This window comes from Bacillus seohaeanensis (assembly GCF_042684945.1).
Taxonomy (GTDB): Bacteria; Bacillota; Bacilli; order Bacillales; family Bacillaceae_B; genus Rossellomorea; species Rossellomorea seohaeanensis.
Window position 1 is genome coordinate 393,491 of record NZ_JBHUMF010000031.1, and the last position, 18,836, is coordinate 412,326.

Here is an 18,836-nt window from a genome sequence, read left to right on the forward strand (position 1 = left end):
ATCCAGTAGCGAGAAGGGAGAAATGGTTATGCATGATCTTGATTTACATCATATTTTTGAATTAGGTTTATTTCTTGTTATGATTGCTGCTGGGATTACGGCCATTGCAAAAAAATTCAAGCAGCCATATCCTATTGCATTAGTTATTGTTGGTGCATTAATCGGGTTATTAAATATCCCGATTTTGGAACCACTTAAACTTTTTATTACAGAGGGGGAAATTTTTAATTTTGTTATTATAACTCTCTTTTTACCTGCACTTTTAGGAGAGGCTGCTATAAAGCTTCCTTTTTCACATTTGAATAATAATAAAAAACCAATTTTATCTCTTGCATTTGGCGGAACGTTTATTTCAAGCCTTATCATTGGATTTTCTACTTATTACCTCTTTGACTTTCCCATTCCCGCTGCATTTGTGTTTGGTGCATTAATGAGTGCTACTGATCCGGTTAGTGTGTTGTCTATCTTTAAAAGTGTCGGGGTGCAACAGCGGCTTGCAACAGTCATTGAAGGAGAGAGTTTATTTAATGATGGGTTAGCTGTTGTATTATTTAATATTTCTGCCTTTTATCTGCTTTCTTACATTGATGCAGGTTGGGTAGGGGTTGGAAGCGGCTTATGGGAGTTTGTTCGCGTTGTATCACTTGGATTAATCATTGGTGGAGCCCTTGGTTACGGTTTTTCTATCTTAACAAAATACTTTGACGATTATCCATTAGAAATTATTTTTAGTATTATCTTATTTTATGGGTCCTTTCTTTTAGCTGAAAGTGTTCATGCTTCAGGAGTAATCGCCGTTGTGGTTGCTGCGCTAATTTTTGGGAATTTCGGCGGTAAAATAGGGATGAGTCCGACAACAAAATTGAATATCCATAACTTTTGGGATGTCGCGGCATTACTTGCTAATTCGTTAGTATTTTTAATGGTCGGATTAGAAATTACCAGAATTAACTTTGTGGAAAAATGGTTACTTATTCTTGCGGCAATTCTGCTTGTTTTAGTTGCAAGAAGCATTGCAGTATATACAAGCCTGTCACTAATCAAAAGCTTTCCTTTGAAGTGGAAACATATATTAAACTGGGGAGGATTAAAAGGGTCTTTATCAATTGCATTAGTTTTAAGTCTCCCAAGGGATTTTCCTGTTAGGGAAGATATACTTATCCTTACGTTTAGTGTTGTGTTATTTTCATTAGTCGTGCAGGGTCTTACAATTAAGCCGCTCATCAATCTATTAGGAATTAAACCGAAAGAACAAGGAAGAGAGAACTATGAAAAACTGCTAGCTCAGCTTCATATGTATGAAATGGCAATAGCAGAAATTCATCGTGTAAAACAAAAACTATATATTACAGATTCTATTTCAGAAGAAGTAATCGAAACATATAAGAAAAGAATTAATATGCTACAAGCTCAATTAAATGAACTATTTGATGAAAATCCAGAACTCAAAGAGAATCAACTTTTTGTACTGAAGAAGCATGCGTTATATGCGGAATATGATGCAATATCTACGCTGGAAAAAGAAGATATTATTACATCGGAAATTGCCGAAAAAGCATACGACACTATTACAGATAGTATCGTCCATATTGAAAAGGAATAGAAAGAGGGATGACCTAGTTGCTGTTCAGCAACGTTAGGTCATCCCTCTTAGTTATGGAACCTAGGATCTAAGTTCTAATAATTTATCTTTTAACTGCTGTTCCATTGTCACCATTTCTTGTTCAGCTTGTTTACGTTTTTGGCGACCTTCCGCTTGGATGGAAAGCGTTTCTTCAATTGTAGAGATGAGGTTTTCCTGTGTTTTCTTTAATGTCTCAATATCAATGATTCCCCGCTCATTTTCTTTTGCTGTTTCAATACTATTTGATTTAAGCATTTGCGAATTTTTTAGTAATAGTTCATTGGTTGTTTGTGAAACTTGTTTCTGTGCTTCTACTGCTTTTCTTTGATGTAACAGCGTGAGTGCAATCGCAATTTGGTTTTTCCAAAGAGGGATTGCAGTCAAAACAGATGCTTGTATTTTCTCCGCTAAAGCCTGGTTTGTATTTTGAATTAAACGGATTTGTGGTGCTGATTGAATCGTCATTTGACGACTGAGCTTCAAGTCATATATCCGCTTATCTAGTCTGTCCATAAATTGCATCGTATCATTTACCTCTTGATACACCATATCATCCCCAGATTCCTCCGCTTTTTTGCGAAGAGAGGGAAGAATTTCCTTCTCGAGTTCTTCTCGTTTTAGTTCTGCTGCAGCAATATACACATTTAGTGCTTTAAAATAATCTTTATTCTTATCATACAGCGTTTCAAGCATGCGGTTATCTTCAATGAGCGTACCTTTTGATTGTTCTAGCTTGACGGTAATTCTATCAATTTGTGAACCAATTTTTTGGTATTTAGATAGTACCTCTTGTACAGATGCACTGAGTTTACGGAACATTTTCTTGAAAATCCCTTTTTTCTCGGACTGAAGTTCTTCCGGATTCATCTGTTCAAGCTTTCTCATAAGATCTGTTAATATATCACCAACGGGTCCAATATCTCTTTTTTGAACATGATCGAGCATCGAATGAGAAAATGTCGACAGTTGTGTTTGGGCAGAAGTTCCATATTTTAAAACCGCTTCATAGTCTTTGTAATCAAGTTGAGTTGCTAATTCCTTTGCTTTTTCTTTTTGTTCAGGTGGTAAAGTTTCTAGTAAAGAAGGGGCTGTTTCTTGTTTTTTTACTGGCATTTCTTCTGGAAAAGAATCGGAAATTAGATCTTCCCAGCTTGCGTTTTTTTGTTCCATTTCTAATCCTCCAATTCTATTTTTTGTTTGATAAATGGTGTTCGGCAAACTTCAATTCATATTGCAATGTATCCATATCTTCAGAAAGAACAGCGTGTAAATCTTTCTCTAAGGAGTCAATCAAGTCATCGAGTGTGCTTCTTGTTTGTTGCAGGGAAAGAAAGACTTCCTTGTTTTTTCCTGGCTGTGCTGCTAGGAAAGTGTATTTTTCTGAAAGCTCGACAACTGAATCAAGATGATAAAAGAAGAAAGACTCTGCCAAATAGAATCGCTTCGGTTGTTTTTGAACGATAGTGAAAATTCTACGTGTTAACCTGTTCAGTTCAAAGACTTGTTTAAACGCTCCAAGTGATCGAACTTTCAATTGTTGCTTTTGTAATCGTTTGATTTTTTCCTTTGCTTCTTTTAAATTCTTCTTAATATATCGAAAATCCTTTACCGTTAATGCTTGTTTTTTTAGCCACCAGCGAAATTGTAGTTGTTTTATAACAAAATAAGTAACAACTCCTGTTCCAATACTAAGGAGAAAGGAAGAAGGGAAGCTAAAATCTACTCCGATTAAATAAATGAAAAATCCGGTAAAGCTGATAAAAGACGACAGCAAGACCCGTAATCCAGTTTGACCAAACGTATTCATAGTCATCTACTCCTAAAATTAATATCCTTAATAAGTAATACGTAGTAAATGTCGAAAGGTTTCATTTTCTTAACCCAATTTTTCAAATGAGTGGTACTTACATTATTTCATTTCCTTAACAATTACTCAAATAGTGGAATAGAATAAAGCATTTTTGTTAGAATGTTTTAATAGATTGTCTAGATAGGTGTGTAGGTATATGAAAAAAATAATGTTTATCGTGCTTATTTTAAGCTTTTCTTTTTCAGTAGCGTCAGCAGAAGAGATTCAGGTGAAAAAACCATCATCTCTGTTTAGTAAATCGGCTATTGTAATAGATTCTAAAACAAGAAGTATACTGTACTCAAAAAAAGCAAATCGGAAAATGAATCCAGCAAGCATTACAAAAATCGCAACGGCAATTTATGCATTAGAGAATGGCGACTTGGACGATACCGTTACGATTAGTAAAAACGCGGCTTCTACAGAAGGCTCTTCCGTGTATCTGATGGAAGGAGAGAAAATGAGTTTAAAGCAATTACTCCAAGGAATGATGGTGAACTCAGGGAATGATGCAGCAGTTGCAATTGCGGAACATCTAGAGGGTTCGGTCGAAAATTTTTCTGACCATGTAAATACATTTTTACAAGAAAAAATTGGCGTTCAACAGACACATTTTGTTAATCCTCATGGTTTATATAATAAAAATCATTACACTACGGCGTATGATATGGCTATTATAACGAGCTATGCCTTGAATAATGCCAAGTTCAAAAGTCTTTTTGGAACAGAAGAGGTAGACTGGAAAGCGGAAGGATGGGAGACGAAACTTATTACCCATCATAAAATGGTTAAGGGGGAGCTTCCATATCCTGAAGTAACCGGAGGGAAAAATGGGTTTGTTGATGAAGCGATGCATACACTCGTTACTTCCGCAGAAAACAAAGATTTATCTGTCGTTGTTGTTACACTTAAAGCACAGTCTAAAAATGCTATTTATCGTGATACGAAAGCGTTATTAGATTATAGTTTAAACGGATTTGTACGAAATACAATTCCGAAAGAAACAATATTTCAACTTGAGGATCAAAGTTATAAGTTAAATAAAGACGTAGAATATACACATGCAATAAATGAGAGGATAAAGGAAAGGTTATCTCCAGACGGCATGCTGACACTGTTTAATGAAGATCATTCGAAAAACTTGACTGTACAATTAACAAAGAAGAAAAAAGAAACGGCACTTCAAGAAAATAATTCTTTAGCGAGTGCTCATGGTTCTATCTTTAGCAGTGATCCGAGACAATTATTACTTTATCCAATGATGGTGTATATAATTATGCTGGCAATAGCGGGAGTATCCATTTTTCGGTATAAGCAATCGAATATGTAAGAACATATATCAAAAAGGCTTATCCTTTCACGTCAGGCATGAAGGGATGAGCCTTTTTCTGTTGTTGTCTAGTTTTTAACTAATTCTTCATTAGTTATTGTCTTTTTGGATTGATAAAGCTTTTTGGATACATATGTTTGAACGATTAAAAATATCCCGCCAGCAGCCCAGTATAAAGGCAGGGCAGAAGGTGCATTAAAAGAAAAAATGAGAATCATAAGAGGTGATAGATAACTCACTATTTTCATTTGAGACTGCTGCGTTTCCGGCATTCCGATAAGTGCAACACGAGATTGCAAGAAGTACACCAATCCAGCAATAATCGCCATTACGTAGTCTACTTCACCTAGGTTAAACCAGAGAAAGGAATGAGAAGCGATCTCGGTTGATGTTCGAATAGCGTAATATAGGCCAATTAAGATTGGAGTTTGAATAATTAACGGCAAACATCCCATATTCAATGGATTAACACCATGCTTTTGATAGAGCCCCATCATTTCTTGTTGTAACTTTTGCTTTTCTTCTGGATTATTCGTTTGCTTCATTTTCTTTTGGATCGCTTCCAGTTCAGGTTTGAAAACTTCCATTTTTTCTTTCATCACTTGTTGATTTTTGTACGTTTTTAACATAAAAGGTAGCAAAAGCAATCGAACAAGAACGGTAATCAAAATGAGAGCTAGTCCAAAGTTACCGTCTAAAAGTGTTCCTATTTCATGAAGGGCCCACGAAAAAGGGCGTATTAGGTAATCATGAAAAAGACTTCCATCGGTTGTTGCTGCCTGACAACCAGACAATAAACTGATAATGAATAAAGTTAATGAAATAAAGCTTAATTTTTTCAACTAAAGTTCCTCCTCAATAGTAAATCTCTAAATAGAATAAGAATTTACTATTGAAGAACCTTCCTCCTCATCAGGTGGGTACAATTGTTTTTTTACAGATAACAAAATTTGAGAATAAATATCGTCACATCGAGATTTATCCATCGGCTTTATTGTTAGTAAAGCTCTATAGATAGTACGCGGAAAAAAATGTGAGAAATTGCTAGGTACTCTAAATTGTACCCAAAGAAATGCGACTGTTATCGAAACAATCATGCTAATATAAATAGGAGACATATATAATTCGAATGCATCGTATAGAAATATTTCAGCCAATAGAATGCCTCCTTTACTTGTGCGCTGTTTTTTAGAATTTTACTATATTCTATAAGTATATACGATTTCTAGACGGAAATGGTTTCATTTAAATAGATTTTTTACAAGTGAGGGAAACAAATGTTGGGAAAATATATAATTGTAGGAACTGGAGGAGCAGTTGGTAGTCTTCTACGCTGGGGAATTAGTCTTTCTTTTATTCGATTGGGAATGACGGGATTTCCGTTTGCAACGTTACTCGTTAATTTACTAGGAGCGTTCATTATTGCGTTTCTTTACAGCAAAATATCCGTAAAAAGACAAAAAGTATTATGGTTTTTTGCGACAGGCCTTATTGGGTCATTTACAACCTTTTCTACTTTTAGTGTAGAGCTTCTAGAATTAGTAACAGGAATGAAATTTATGATGGCTTTTACTTATTTCATTATTAGCCTCTTTGGAGGGCTTATTTTTATTCGATTAGGTAGTATGGCAGGGAAGAGAGGGACAGAGAAATGTTAATGGCTCTTAGCGTAGCGCTTGGTGGTTTTTGCGGTGCTGTTTCTCGTTTCGCGGTTAGTGGGTGGACAAAGGATCGATTTTCAACATCCTTTCCGGTGGCGACATTCATTGTAAATAGTATCGGTTCATTTTTGTTGGGGTATTTTGTCAGCTTTGGATTAGAGGGGAATCTTTATGCTTTTTTAGGAATTGGATTTTGCGGAGCTTTTACAACCTTTTCTACTTTTAAGTGGGAAAGTAATGGACTCCTAAAAAATGGACTTTCTGTTATGTTTTATACGTACACTATATTAACTTATACCGTTGGGTTTATTGCTGCGCTGTTAGGTTTTTTTCTTGGAAACAGCTAAAAATAAGCTTAGGGCATTTCACGCACCAGCGATTGTGAAATGCCTTTAAGCTTATCCCGCATTAACAGGCAGTAAATCCCCACTGATTGAAGTTTCACTTTATTAATCAACGATAATATGGGCAACCATTGGACCGTGATTTTCGATAGAATGATGAGTTTCGCAAACAAGTCGATACGTACCTTCTTCATCAAACTTAACGTTAACGACTGTTTCCTCCCCTTTTTTCACTGTTCCTTTTACATCGGTCCCTTCAATATAAAAGGGATGCTCCATTCCGTTTACACCATATAGCCGAAGCTCGACTTCTTTTCCCTTCTCTATATTAATTGTTCCAGGGTCCCACCTATACATTTCAATTTCTTTTCCATCATCTGTCTTTGAGGAGTATTCAACTGTTACCAATTGATACGATGGAATAGTCTCTTTCTGACCAGTCATTGATACAGTAGGATAACTATTTTTTTCTGTTAATACCCATACTGCTCCAATAGTAATAATCATAAAAGTAACGATAACTGCGATAATCGAACCTTTCTTTAACACAACAAACTTCACAAACATCCCCCCTTGTACATATCTCTACTACACTATGCTTGTACGAGGTGGAACTTGTCTAAATTTTTTAATTCCTGTTATTTTTCTCTTGTTTGGGAATTTTTGAGAATGCTAAAGGAGAGATAATGTTGCAAATCATTTTCCATTCCAACGAATTTTTTGTACAATTTTGGAGTATGTAAGGAGGGAGTAGCACTATGGAAAACAACTGGAAAGTGATAATAACGAAAAGTGATGTGGAACCATGGTGGTTTTTTGAGAACTGGGAAGAAGATATAGAAAAGCAATGGACATGCCCAACAAAAGAAGAAGCGGTAGAAAAATTTATCGAGGAATTAAAAATATGTAAAGAAAAGTATCCATCAATAAAACATAAAAACTTTACTACTGTTGCCTTTTGGAACCCGGAAGAAATAGAGTTTTGCGTGGCATGTGATGATGATTTGCAGATTTATCACGGTCTAATCTTAATGGAAAACGAAAAGCCTTTACTGATAGAAGGAGAAAACTCCTTGCTTCTGGAAATACAAAAGTTATTAAAAGGGTAAAAACAACTGTAAAATGTCCCTTCCTCTGAGTTGCGTGTTTCAAGGAATCAAAAGGGAAGGGCTTTTCCATACTTAACCAATTCCGTTATATAAACATAAAGACTTCCTTAATTGGAAAAGCTATAAGCGGAGGTGATTAGTATGGCAAAAAGAAAACAAGACCCATCAAAAGCTGGATTAAGTTCTCCTGACGTGGAAGGACAAGGAACAACGAATAAAGAGTTAAAGGGTGGTGTCCAAGCAGACTCATCCAGAAAGAAAAATAAAATATAACTTGAACTAATATGCCCATAAGTCTGTTTCATATTCATTAAATAGAACTCATATACTCTTGAAGTGAATTATGTTATAATTGAGTAATAGGATATTTTTGCTAAACATATTCCACACTTATTTGCACATATCGAATCAGCAAACATAACAAAGAAATCCTACTTTTTAGAATTCAAGTGAAGCGTGGTATAGGGGGGATCTGGTGAACACCAGTTCAAATGCTATTGTTTTACAATGCACTCACCTTAAATCCAGCTGCTGAAACTTACCAAGGAGGACATTTATAATGGCTTTTGGACGTAGAAATCAAGTTGAGGAAGAAATTAAGACAGAAGAAACAAAAATTTGGGTTTGTTCTGATGAAGATTGCAAAGGTTGGATGAGAGATAATTTTAAGAGTGAAAGTACGCCTACTTGCCCACTCTGTCATAGTGAAATGGAACTTTCAACAAAAGAACTCCAAGTTCTCGATAATCCACACCCAACATTAAAATCATCCTAATAGTAAATATGCACGAGACTATTCCTTATGGAGGGAATGGTCTTTTTTTATGTGCCAGAGTTCAAAAAATATTTATTTGAGGATAACGTAATCGCAGTTTATGTTCAGCTTTTCCCTTGCCCAAATTACAAAAATTCTAAACGCTTTTCCTTTGCCTGAATAGACTGTAATGTGAATGGTCTAGGTTAAAGGAGGGAAGAACGTTGGCAAAGAAAAGCAGGGAAAAAGCTTCTGCAGAACAACCTATTGAAACTGATGTCAAAGTAACCATATGGGACAACTTTTGGAATTTAGAGAAAGCGGAAAGAGACGAGGAAGTAGAAGACACTACGGAAGAGAAAAAGGAGTTCCGTTGGTTCTAATGAATAGCAATCAAGGTGGTTTTCTCAAATGGGAGACCATCTTTTTTTAGTAAAGATGTATATCTGTAATTGGCTTCAGTTGAAAAGTGCATTACAATGGAAGAAATGAATACTGAAAAAGGAGGTCGACTTTAGCTTTGAGTACACCGAATCATATATTAAAGCATTATTTTGGTTACGATACATTTCGTAACGGTCAAAAAGAATTAATTGATAATATTTTGAATGGGGAGCATTCAGTTGGAATTATGCCGACTGGTGGAGGGAAATCCATTTGTTATCAAGTACCAGCCATCCTTTTAGAAGGGGTTACAGTCGTTATATCACCGCTTATTTCATTAATGAAGGATCAAGTTGACGCGTTAACAGGGGCAGGAATACCAGCAACATTTATTAATAGTACATTATCTTTTCGTGAACTAGAGGAACGGATGGAAGAAGCAAGGCGAGGAGATTATAAACTTCTTTATATTGCACCAGAAAGACTAGAACATACTAGCTTTCTCGAGTTTTTAAAAAGCTTGCCAATCCCTCTCGTTGCAGTCGATGAAGCACATTGCTTATCGCAGTGGGGACATGATTTTAGACCAAGTTATTTAAATATATATAACTGTGTGAATGAGCTTCCATCAAACCCAACAATCTTAGCCCTAACAGCAACTGCAACTCCGCAAGTGCAAAATGATATCCTTCATCATTTACATATTCCCTCTGAAAATAAAGTAATAACGGGCTTTAAACGGGACAATTTATCGTTTTCGGTAATGAAAGGCGTCGATCGAAAAAAATGGGTGTCAGACTATGTGCAAACGCATGAAGAGGAGTCTGGAATTATTTATGCAGCAACAAGAAAAGAAGTAGATAATCTTTACACAACATTAGAAAGAAAAGGAATTGCTGTTGGACGATACCATGCAGGACTTTCTGATTCGATAAGAAAGCAGCAACAAGATGAATTTTTAAATGATGAAATACGAGTGATTGTAGCGACAAACGCGTTCGGTATGGGAATTAATAAATCAAATGTCCGCTATGTCATTCATTATCAGCTTCCTAAAAACATGGAAGGTTACTACCAAGAAGCGGGACGAGCTGGAAGAGATGGACTTGATAGTGAGTGTCTCTTGCTGTTTTCTCCCCAGGATATTCAGACACAACGGTATATCATTGAGATGAACGCCACGGATCCTACCTTTCAACACCAAGAGCTACTTAAGTTGCGAGAGATGACCGATTATGTTCATACCGAATCCTGCTTGCAAAACTATATTCTTGAGTACTTTGATGATGACGTTAACGAGCCGTGTGGAAAGTGTAGTAATTGTTTGGATAATCGAGATTCGGTTGATGTCACAAAGGAAGCTCAAATGGTGTTATCCTGTATAATCCGAATGGGGGAGCGTTTTGGAACTTCGATGGTAAGTCAAGTACTAACAGGTTCAAAGGTAAAGAAAATCCTCCAATTCGGCTTTCAAAACCTTTCTACGTATGGTTTATTAAAAACAAAAAATCAAAAAGATGTTGGCTTATTTATTGATTACCTAATTGCGGAAGGATTCATTAATGTTTCTGGTGGTAGCTATCCAACGTTGCAAGTTTCTCAAGATGGTAAAGAAGTCCTAACAGGGAACAAAACAGTTTCTCGAAAACAACCTGCAAAAGAGCAAAAGGTTTTAGTAAAAGAAGATGGTTTATTCCAAGCATTAAAACTAGTACGCAAAACGATTGCCGAGGAAGAGGGAGTTCCACCATTTATCATCTTTTCCGATGCCTCATTACAGGACATGTGCATAAAGCTTCCGACAACAGAAGAAAGCTTCTTAACTGTGAAGGGAGTAGGAGAAAACAAACTCAATCGCTACGGGAAGCCGTTTATAGAAGGAATAGTAGAATACCTACAGGATAACCCTGACCATGCACCAATAGTGGAAAAAGTAGAGGAACGTCAAGGAACCCATCAAACAGTGAATAATTCTGATCAGCCTTCTTATTTAATTAGTTTTGACATGTATCGTGAAGGGCTTGATTTTTCGGAGATAGCTAAAAGCAGAGGAATGAGTAAAACAACAATAGAAAATCATATTATTCGTTCAATAGAAGAAGGTCAAGAAATTGATTGGAGCGAAATACTTACTTTAGAGGAAGAAGAACTAATCTCCGAAGCTGTAAAAGAGGTCGGAACACAGTTTTTAAGGCCAATCAAGGAAAAAACAGCGGACAGCATTTCTTACTTTCAAATAAAAGCCTTTTTATTAAAAAATCGAAATACAATGAATGCGGGATAGTGAAAGGAAAATAATTTATAAAAATAACACTAAAAGAAGACACCTCTGCAATTGCAGAGGTGTCTTCTTAATGATAGAACTACGCTTTCTGCGCTTCTTTTAGTTCTAAATATTCATCATAAGTGGTCTGTTTATCAATTAGGCCATCTTCTGTTAGTTCGATGACTCGATTTGCAATTGTTTGAACAAATTGATGGTCATGTGATGCGAACATCATAGAGCCTTTAAAGTTGATTAGACCATTATTTAAAGCAGTGATAGATTCAAGGTCTAAATGGTTTGTTGGTTCATCCAATAATAGAACATTAGCGCCACTTAGCATCATTTTAGAAAGCATGCAGCGAACCTTTTCTCCACCAGAAAGAACGCTTGGTTTTTTTAATACTTCTTCTCCAGAGAAAAGCATGCGACCTAAAAATCCACGAAGGAATGTTTCCGTTTCGTCTTCTGGTGAATATTGACGAAGCCAATCAACCAATGTAGATTCCGAACCTTCAAAATACTTGGAGTTATCTTTAGGGAAATAGCTTTGAGATGTCGTTACACCCCATTTGAATGATCCGCTATCAGGCTCCAGTTCACCAGCCAAAATTCTAAATAACGTTGTTTTGGCGATTTCATTATCTCCAACAAGTGCAACTTTATCGTCCTTATTCATGATAAAGCTAACATTATTTAATACTTTTACTCCATCAATTGTTTTTGAGATACCTTCTACACGAAGAAGGTCATTTCCGATTTCACGCTCTGGTTTAAAGTGAACATAAGGATATTTACGTGAACTTGGTTTGATGTCATCTAAAGAAATTTTTTCTAAAGATTTTTTACGTGAAGTTGCTTGTTTTGATTTCGATGCATTCGCACTAAATCTGGCAACAAAGGCTTGCAATTCTTTTATTTTTTCTTCTTTTTTCTTATTTTGTTCTTGAGCCATTTTCAATGCCAATTGACTTGATTCATACCAGAAGTCATAGTTACCGACATATATTTGAATTTTACCGAAATCCAAGTCTGCAATATGTGTACATACTTTATTTAAGAAATGACGGTCATGTGAGACAACAATAACGGTATTTTCAAAATTGATAAGGAATTCCTCTAACCATTGAATCGCTTTTAAGTCCAAGTGGTTGGTAGGCTCATCTAGTAATAGTACATCTGGTTTTCCAAATAATGCTTGAGCAAGTAAGACTTTTACTTTGTCTCCACCAGTTAGCTCCGCCATTTTTTTCGTATGAAGATCTTCTGAAATACCTAAACCTTTTAAAAGGATAGCAGCTTCTGGTTCAGCTTCCCATCCGTTTAGTTCTGCGAATTCCCCTTCAAGCTCGGCTGCTTTCATACCGTCTTCATCGGAAAAATCTTCTTTCATATAAATAGCATCTTTTTCTTGCATTACTTCATACAAACGTGCATGCCCCATAATAACTACTTTTAATACTTCATGTTCTTCATATTCAAAGTGGTTCTGCTTTAGTACTGCTAAACGTTCTCCTGGTGTCATGGAAACATTACCTGTTTGTGCTTCAATTTCACCAGAAAGAATTTTTAAGAAAGTAGACTTTCCAGCACCGTTCGCTCCAATTAATCCATAACAGTTTCCTGGAGTGAACTTTATGTTAACATCTTCAAATAATTTTCGATCGCCGTAGCGTAAACTTACGTCTGATACTTGAATCATACTTTTAACCTCCTAATGAACAATACTAAAAATTATAACATGAGGATATCCCAAAAAGATAGAGAATTAACGGTTTTGCGTTCGTTTTCCACGGGAATTTCTTTTCTGATTGAATTTTTTGTGCTACTTTTACAGTAGAATAAGGTCATTAAGAAGACGAAGAAGAAATTAGAGGCGATATAATGGCAAAGTTTTTAAGAAGGTTCAAATTTTTGTTTAATGTCCGTAAATCGATTCCGTTTTTAGTTGCTTTTTTTACATCAAAAAATGTTTCCGTTGTAAAAAAAGTGCTTTCTATTGGAATAATTGTCGGTTATTTTTTTCTGCCGCTTGATTTAATCCCAGATTTTCTTGTTGTTTTTGGAATAGTGGATGATATTGCCGTGTTTTCGCTTGTATTACAATCAATCGTAAAAATGGCTCCACAAGAGTTAAAAGACCAGTATGACATAAAAAAATTGTGAAAAATGTTAAATTGTAATTGCTAAACAGGGACGAGGCTGGGACATAACTAAAGTACTATCCCCTAAAGACGAACAATGTCAGGTTAAATTGTTTAGTAATCACTGTTACACACCGCTGTTGATTTCCGTGTCAAGACTTCGCTTTCCGCGGGCGGTCGGTGAGCCTCCTCATCGCTGCGCTCTTGCGGGGTCTCACCTGTTCCGCTTTTCCCGCAGGAGTCTTCGTCTTGCACTCCAATCAACAGCTAGAACCAGTTAAAAAGAACAACAAGTTTTATGAAGACTTATAAAAAAAACGAACTAATTCGCCTTCAAATGAAAGAATTAGTTCGTTTTTTTATTCACCTAGAGCACATTTGTCCCAGCCTCGTCCCTCATTACTGTAGAGGGATAAAGTGTTTGCATAGGATTTTTTGTAGGGGGAAGAATAAGCGGGACTAAGTTAAGGAGGTATACAAAATGAAAAAGGTATTTTCGATATCTACTTTAGGTCTCGTGTTTGCTTTGACTTTAACTGGATGTGGCATGGCTAACAATGGTAATGAAGTGGGGCAAGAAGGTAATAACAACAATCGAGATAATTTGGGTCTCCAAGATGTCAACTATACTGATCGAGATGAACTAAGACGAAACAATGATAACTTCGATAATGTCGGAGTTAATAACGGTAAACCAGATGCGGATAACTTGAATAATGTCGGAGTCAATAACGATAGGCAAAATACAAATAATGTAAATAATGCAAATAATGCAGGGCGAGATAAAAACAATGAAAACTATTCTACGAATGAAGAAGCAGCCAAAAAAGTCGAGAGTATAAAAGGTGTAGAAGATGCATACGTACTAACAACAGAGAATAATGCATATGTGGCTGTTGACATTGGAAATAATGATCAAGATAAAAAACTTGAAAGAAAAATTTCTGACCAAGTAAAAGCGATGAATAAAGAAATCGAACATGTATATGTTTCAACAAATCCTGGATTTTTCAAGAGCGTTAGAGAATATGGAGAAAAAGCTGAAAATGGAAAACCCGTAGAAGGACTTGGAGAAGAAATGGCTAATACGATTAAAAGAGTGTTTCCTGACCGTAAATAGTTGAATTTTAGAAAGCGAGGCTATCTCCAATTTTTCACTTGGTGTAGCCTTGCTTTTTTTATGAAAATTAATTCACATCGCAACAAAAAAGTGTATAGTAGTGGTAGTAAATTGTATAATGAGGTTTTTGAATGACAAAAGAGATAGTCCTAAATTTTTTATTAATGATTTCACCAGTAGTACTATTCCAATTATTAAATGTAAAATTAACAAACTTAGAACAAAAGAGTAATTGGCTAAGTGGAACTATTTTTGGAATATCATCATTATTGTGCATGACGTACCCTATTCATGTGGAAAGTGGTTTCAATTTGGACCTGCGCTGGATGCCGTTTGTTGCATCCATTTTATATGGAGGATTTTACAGTAGTATTCTGCCAATGATTATGATGGTTGCGTACCGCTTTTATTTAGGTGGAGAAGCAATCGCTCCCATAGCAGTATTCGTAGAATCGGTGCTCTTATTGTTGTTTTATATGACAATAAAGAAAAGATATCACTTAGCAACACTATCAAGAAAATTTGTATTGGCAACGGTTTCTACCATTATTGCTTTTTTTCTCATGCTACTTTGCCTATTTATTTATAGTAAGTTAATAGATGAAGTGGATTTTTTATTTTCTATTCTACCTTCTTTAGTTTCTTATATAACACTTTCAATTATTGCTCTAAATATTATTATTTTAGTAATAGAAAGGTTGATTACGAATCAAAGAGCACAAGAAGAATTGCATTTAGCGGAAAAAAGACATTTAGTCTCCGATTTAGCAGCTTCCATTGCACATGAAATAAGAAACCCATTAACCGTTGTAAAAGGATTTATTCAACTAACAAGTGAAAATATAGAGGAACCTTACCGAGGCTATATGGATACTTCTTATAAAGAATTAAATAGGGCGGAAAAAATAATCAGTGATTACTTGACCTTTGCTAAACCGCAAACACGGCAAAGGGAAAGAATATCAATCAAACAAGAATTAGAAAATGCAATTGGAATAATCCAAAGCTTTGCCCATTTCCACAATATTTCCATTGAAAAGGAACTTGAATCCGAATTATATATCGTTGGGGATAAGCTTCATTTTCATCAAATATTTTTGAATCTTTTTCGAAACAGCATTGAAGCTACGAAAAATGGAAGTAGCATTGAAGTAACAGCATGTAGAACAAAGAAAAAGGTACAAATCTATATAAAGGATTATGGAGAAGGAATGACGAAGGACCAAGTTAGTAGGTTAGGTAGTCCGTTTTACTCTACTAAAGAGAAAGGAACCGGACTCGGCTTAATGGTCACCTTTCGTTTGGTAGAAAATATGCACGGTAACATACATTTCTCAAGTGAAAAAGGGAAAGGTACAACGACAATACTTACATTTCCAAAAGTATAAGAAGAGGTAGTAAGTTATTTTTATACCGTGGGATTCAGTATTAATAGAGACATATTTTTCTAACCTCTAAGGAAAAATATAGAAATCCTTTTGCACTTTCGTTATACTATTTAGAGTAGCGAAATAATGGGCTTACGGGGATGCTTCCCTATGCACGGCTAACGGAAGGAGTAATAGCCTTGGCGCAAACATTAGCTCAACCAAACACGAAGCAAATGCCAACAATCTATGGGATATTATTTGCGATCAGCTCTGGTCATTTTATCAATGATATTTTACAAGCTGTTGTACCTGCGATGTTTCCTATTATTGAGAAATCCTTGCAGCTTTCTTATACACAGATTGGTTGGATTGCTTTCGCACTGAATATGACATCCTCTTTATTACAACCTGTTTTTGGCTATTATGCAGATGTCCGTTCTCGTCCGTATTTACTGCCTTTAGGAATGCTTTCGAGCTTAATTGGATTAATTGGTTTTGCTCTTTCGAATAATTTTATATGGATAGTATGTTCTGTCCTCTTTATTGGGTTCGGTTCAGCAATTTTTCATCCAGAAGGCTCCCGCGTTGCTTACATGGCTGCAGGAAATAAACGGGGATTAGCACAATCGATATACCAAGTTGGAGGGAACTCAGGGCAATCCTTGGCACCAATTATTACGGCATTTATTTTTGTTCCATTTGGTCAGAAAGGGGCACTTTGGTTTACGATCGTTGCCTTATTAGGAGTTTTCATCCTTTATAATGTATCAACTTGGTACAGCAGTCAGTTGAAGAAAAAGAAACAACAAATAAACGTCGGGAAGTTAAGTAAAACAAACGCTCCAACTTCCATCCATTCCAAAATTAAATGGGCAATGGGAATAGTCGTTTTTCTTGTTTTTGCCCGTTCTTGGTATATTGCAGGAATCTCTAACTACTATCAATTTTACTTAATTGAAGATTATGGTCTTTCCATAAAAGGAGCACAGCTATATATTTTTATCTTTATGATTGCGGGCGTACTGGGAACATTTTTCGGTGGTCCGCTTGCAGATAGATTCGGTAAAAGGAATATCATTTTTCTCTCGATGGTAGGGGCGGCACCTTTAACCGTTTTATTACCTTTTTTACCGTTAGCATTCGTTATTCCTCTTTTCTTTTGCATCGGTTTTATATTGTCTTCGAGCTTTAGTGTTACAGTTGTCTATGCACAAGAACTATTGCCGAGCAAAATTGGCATGGTGTCTGGATTAACAGTAGGCTTAGCTTTTGGAATGGGGGCAGTCGGTTCGGTACTATTTGGAGGTCTTGCCGATCTTTATAGCATCCGATTTGTCATGATTCTTTGTAGCTTGTTGCCGCTGGTAGGTTTAATTACCTTCCTGTTGCCTAAAGATGAGAAAATTAGTGAATATAATAATATGGTAAACTAACTAACCTGCTGAAAAGAAAAAACTCGGATCCCTTTATTATAGGGTCCGAGTTTTCTTCATACTAATAGAAAATATAAGATAAATAGGATGGCTAATACATACATGATCGGATGTACTTCTTTTGCTTTTCTTTGTGCGATCATCGCAAAAGGATATAAAATAAATCCAAGAGCAATACCGGTAGCAACACTAGATGTAAGAGGCATCATGATAATCGTGATAAAAGCAGGAATCACAACTTCGAGTTTTTTCCAGTCTATGTTGCTAACTTCCGTCGCCATCAATGCCCCGACAATGATTAAAGCAGGAGCCGTTACTTCTGGTGTTATAACAGAAAGGATAGGAGAGAAGAATAAAGCAATAAAGAAACAAACAGAAATAATGATGGACGTGAATCCAGTTCGACCTCCAACTGCCACTCCTGCTGATGACTCAACAAAAGATGCTGTTGTAGACGTTCCTAAAATAGCCCCTACAACTCCAGAAGTCGAATCCGCTAGAAGTGCTCTTCCCGCATTAGGTAATTCATTATTCTTCATAATGCCCGCCTGACTCGCGACAGCAATTAATGCACCAGCAGTGTCAAAGAAAGCAACAAATAAGAAAGTAAAGATGACCGTAAGCACTTCCGGTGTAAAAATATCATCTAAATGTTGAAATACAACCCCAAATGTTGGTTCAAGACTAGGGACCTTGCCAACAATAGAACCCGGAATTTCAACGGCTCCAACAATCATTCCAATGATTGTCGTGATAACCATTCCGTAGAATATACCGCCTTTAACACCTCGTACAAGCATCATTAATGTTAATACAAAACCGACTGCCGCTAGTGCTGTTCCGCGTGAAGTTAAATCGCCAATGGAAACGAATGTATCTGGATTTGGAATAACAAGTCCGGAATTTTTAAAGCCGATAAATGCAACAAAAAAGCCAATACCACCGGCAATCGCATGCTTTAAATCTTGTGGAATAACGTTAATAATCTTTTCACGGATTTTTAGTAAACTTAAAATCATAAAAATAATACCTGCGATAAAGACCCCAGTTAACGCAATTGGCCAGTCAATCCCCATTCCAATACAAACTGAGAAAGTAAAAAAGGAATTCAATCCCATGCTAGGGGCAATACCAACAGGATAATTGGCTAAAATACCGATTAACAATGAGCCGATAATTGCAGACAATGCAGTAGCAGTAAAGAGAGCGCCTTTATCCATGCCCGCTTGACTTAAGATAATTGGATTAACCACTAATATGTAAGCCATCGACAAAAATGTTGTTACCCCCGCCAATGTTTCCTTACGATAAGTGGTACCTCTTTCTTCAAATTGAAAGAAATTTTTCATGTTGTATGAACCCTCCGTAGAAAACTGCTTGTATAAGAAACAACTGTTAATCTAAATAAAAAAACTTTGGCGTTTTACCATTAACCGCCAAAGTTAGTCATG

General features: G+C 36.1%; 20 protein-coding genes. 13 read left to right on the plus strand and 7 right to left on the minus strand.

Annotated elements, in window-relative coordinates; genetic code table 11:
- The first annotated feature begins 28 nt into the window (after positions 1 to 28).
- The gene (locus ACFSUL_RS15280; RefSeq protein ID WP_377936813.1) at positions 29 to 1,603 is read left to right on the plus strand and encodes a cation:proton antiporter; all 1,575 of its coding nucleotides are present in this window, start codon (positions 29 to 31) and stop codon (positions 1,601 to 1,603) included.
- A 60-nt stretch (positions 1,604 to 1,663) separates the two neighbouring features.
- On the opposite strand, the gene ACFSUL_RS15285 is transcribed toward ACFSUL_RS15280, so the two are convergent.
- Positions 1,664 to 2,794 (minus strand): toxic anion resistance protein, encoded by a 1,131-nt coding sequence (locus tag ACFSUL_RS15285; protein WP_377936814.1) that lies wholly within the window; start codon positions 2,792 to 2,794, stop codon positions 1,664 to 1,666.
- 16 nt (positions 2,795 to 2,810) lie between these two features.
- Positions 2,811 to 3,431, minus strand: coding sequence for a 5-bromo-4-chloroindolyl phosphate hydrolysis family protein (locus tag ACFSUL_RS15290; protein WP_377936815.1), 621 nt, complete (start codon positions 3,429 to 3,431; stop codon positions 2,811 to 2,813).
- A gap of 199 nt (positions 3,432 to 3,630) precedes the next feature.
- On the opposite strand from ACFSUL_RS15290, the gene ACFSUL_RS15295 reads away from it, so the two are divergent.
- Positions 3,631 to 4,803: a D-alanyl-D-alanine carboxypeptidase family protein gene (locus ACFSUL_RS15295; RefSeq protein ID WP_377936816.1), complete on the plus strand. Its 1,173-nt coding sequence runs from the start codon at positions 3,631 to 3,633 to the stop codon at positions 4,801 to 4,803.
- Positions 4,804 to 4,871: 68 nt separating this feature from the next.
- On the opposite strand, the gene yidC is transcribed toward ACFSUL_RS15295, so the two are convergent.
- Positions 4,872 to 5,645 (minus strand): membrane protein insertase YidC, encoded by a 774-nt coding sequence (gene yidC / locus ACFSUL_RS15300; protein ID WP_377936817.1) that lies wholly within the window; start codon positions 5,643 to 5,645, stop codon positions 4,872 to 4,874.
- 27 nt (positions 5,646 to 5,672) lie between these two features.
- The gene (locus ACFSUL_RS15305; RefSeq protein WP_377936818.1) at positions 5,673 to 5,960 is read right to left on the minus strand and encodes a hypothetical protein; all 288 of its coding nucleotides are present in this window, start codon (positions 5,958 to 5,960) and stop codon (positions 5,673 to 5,675) included.
- 120 nt (positions 5,961 to 6,080) lie between these two features.
- Between ACFSUL_RS15305 and ACFSUL_RS15310 the strand changes: the two genes are divergently transcribed.
- Both ACFSUL_RS15310 and ACFSUL_RS15315 read left to right on the plus strand, forming a co-directional pair.
- On the plus strand, positions 6,081 to 6,461 hold the full coding sequence (locus tag ACFSUL_RS15310; protein ID WP_377936819.1) for a fluoride efflux transporter FluC: 381 nt from the start codon (positions 6,081 to 6,083) through the stop codon (positions 6,459 to 6,461).
- On the plus strand, positions 6,455 to 6,811 hold the full coding sequence (locus tag ACFSUL_RS15315) for a fluoride efflux transporter FluC (RefSeq protein WP_377936820.1): 357 nt from the start codon (positions 6,455 to 6,457) through the stop codon (positions 6,809 to 6,811). The genes ACFSUL_RS15310 and ACFSUL_RS15315 overlap by 7 nt, the downstream gene beginning before the upstream one ends.
- 102 nt (positions 6,812 to 6,913) lie before the next feature.
- Here the strand turns inward: ACFSUL_RS15315 and ACFSUL_RS15320 are convergent, their stop codons facing one another.
- Positions 6,914 to 7,369 (minus strand): cupredoxin domain-containing protein, encoded by a 456-nt coding sequence (locus tag ACFSUL_RS15320; protein WP_377936821.1) that lies wholly within the window; start codon positions 7,367 to 7,369, stop codon positions 6,914 to 6,916.
- A gap of 197 nt (positions 7,370 to 7,566) precedes the next feature.
- Between ACFSUL_RS15320 and ACFSUL_RS15325 the strand changes: the two genes are divergently transcribed.
- The 5 genes from ACFSUL_RS15325 (at position 7,567) to recQ (ending at position 11,339) form a co-directional block, all read left to right on the plus strand.
- Positions 7,567 to 7,917, plus strand: a complete 351-nt coding sequence (locus ACFSUL_RS15325; RefSeq protein ID WP_377936822.1) for a DUF1033 family protein — start codon at positions 7,567 to 7,569, stop codon at positions 7,915 to 7,917.
- 141 nt (positions 7,918 to 8,058) lie between these two features.
- Positions 8,059 to 8,190, plus strand: coding sequence for a YuzL family protein (locus ACFSUL_RS15330; protein WP_084778333.1), 132 nt, complete (start codon positions 8,059 to 8,061; stop codon positions 8,188 to 8,190).
- 286 nt (positions 8,191 to 8,476) lie between these two features.
- A complete protein-coding gene (locus ACFSUL_RS15335) occupies positions 8,477 to 8,692 on the plus strand; it encodes a cold-inducible protein YdjO-related protein (protein WP_071412217.1) in 216 nt (71 codons plus the stop codon).
- Between the two features lie 203 nt (positions 8,693 to 8,895).
- A complete protein-coding gene (locus tag ACFSUL_RS15340) occupies positions 8,896 to 9,054 on the plus strand; it encodes a hypothetical protein (protein ID WP_377936823.1) in 159 nt (52 codons plus the stop codon).
- 137 nt (positions 9,055 to 9,191) lie between these two features.
- On the plus strand, positions 9,192 to 11,339 hold the full coding sequence (gene recQ, locus ACFSUL_RS15345; RefSeq protein WP_377936824.1) for a DNA helicase RecQ: 2,148 nt from the start codon (positions 9,192 to 9,194) through the stop codon (positions 11,337 to 11,339).
- A gap of 79 nt (positions 11,340 to 11,418) precedes the next feature.
- On the opposite strand, the gene ACFSUL_RS15350 is transcribed toward recQ, so the two are convergent.
- Positions 11,419 to 13,020 (minus strand): ABC-F family ATP-binding cassette domain-containing protein, encoded by a 1,602-nt coding sequence (locus tag ACFSUL_RS15350; RefSeq protein ID WP_377936825.1) that lies wholly within the window; start codon positions 13,018 to 13,020, stop codon positions 11,419 to 11,421.
- Between the two features lie 182 nt (positions 13,021 to 13,202).
- On the opposite strand from ACFSUL_RS15350, the gene ACFSUL_RS15355 reads away from it, so the two are divergent.
- The 4 genes from ACFSUL_RS15355 (at position 13,203) to ACFSUL_RS15370 (ending at position 17,385) form a co-directional block, all read left to right on the plus strand.
- The gene (locus ACFSUL_RS15355) at positions 13,203 to 13,484 is read left to right on the plus strand and encodes a YkvA family protein (protein ID WP_377936826.1); all 282 of its coding nucleotides are present in this window, start codon (positions 13,203 to 13,205) and stop codon (positions 13,482 to 13,484) included.
- Positions 13,485 to 13,943: 459 nt separating this feature from the next.
- A complete protein-coding gene (locus ACFSUL_RS15360) occupies positions 13,944 to 14,582 on the plus strand; it encodes a YhcN/YlaJ family sporulation lipoprotein (protein WP_377936827.1) in 639 nt (212 codons plus the stop codon).
- A 131-nt stretch (positions 14,583 to 14,713) separates the two neighbouring features.
- Positions 14,714 to 15,970 (plus strand): ATP-binding protein, encoded by a 1,257-nt coding sequence (locus ACFSUL_RS15365; RefSeq protein ID WP_377936828.1) that lies wholly within the window; start codon positions 14,714 to 14,716, stop codon positions 15,968 to 15,970.
- A 215-nt stretch (positions 15,971 to 16,185) separates the two neighbouring features.
- Entirely contained in the window at positions 16,186 to 17,385 is a 1,200-nt protein-coding gene (locus tag ACFSUL_RS15370; protein WP_377937728.1) for an MFS transporter, read from the plus strand.
- 56 nt (positions 17,386 to 17,441) lie between these two features.
- Here the strand turns inward: ACFSUL_RS15370 and ACFSUL_RS15375 are convergent, their stop codons facing one another.
- A complete protein-coding gene (locus ACFSUL_RS15375; RefSeq protein ID WP_377936829.1) occupies positions 17,442 to 18,734 on the minus strand; it encodes an NCS2 family permease in 1,293 nt (430 codons plus the stop codon).
- Between the last annotated feature and the right edge of the window lie 102 nt (positions 18,735 to 18,836).